The organism is Psychrobacter sp. 1Y4 (assembly GCF_051847555.1).
The window spans coordinates 1-549 of sequence record NZ_JBPYDE010001012.1 but is presented as its reverse complement, the minus strand read 5'-3'; the positions used below and the strand labels follow the sequence as shown (position 1 = coordinate 549).

Sequence of the window (549 nt, the reverse complement as noted above, 5' to 3'; positions counted from 1 at the left end):
CTTCTAGACCTACCTTTGGCAATAAGCCCAAATCATCTGGCGCGGCTTGGCGTGCGGCCAAATCTAGTGCTTGCTTGTGCAAGATGTCTTTGTCATCAGCGGTCAGATCCATCTCAATGGTATCTAAACGCACTTGCTCTGCTGCCGCTTGGCGCGCTGATTTTTCGCTATCTGGCGTCATTGTCACGCGCACACGGTGCTGATTGTCCAGCAGATGCGTTTTGATTAAGTTCGGTAGCCACTGCGGATCGACGACTTGCTCGCGCAACCACTGTAGATGCTCATCCACTTCCCACACATCGATGGGGTTGCCATCATGAATAGCGGTACTAAAGCCCTCTAACATCAGGTTTAGACCATAAGGAATGCTATCACCGCCGATGTGACGCTGATCAATTTCAATCTGATGCAAAATGGTTTCGATCGTCTCGTCGTCAACTGGCGAGTTTGCCACTTCGGTCAACAAGTCAATAATGCCCTGCTCGACCGCTTCGGCATGCTCTGGGTTAGAGCCGCGCAGTCCCGTATAAAAGACCATTTCGTAATGGC

1 pseudogene is annotated in these 549 nt (G+C 51.0%); it reads right to left on the bottom strand.

Features of this window, described 5'->3' with window-relative positions:
• A pseudogene (locus ACS8FC_RS20145) lies at nt 1-549 on the bottom strand (insulinase family protein); the annotation flags it as partial.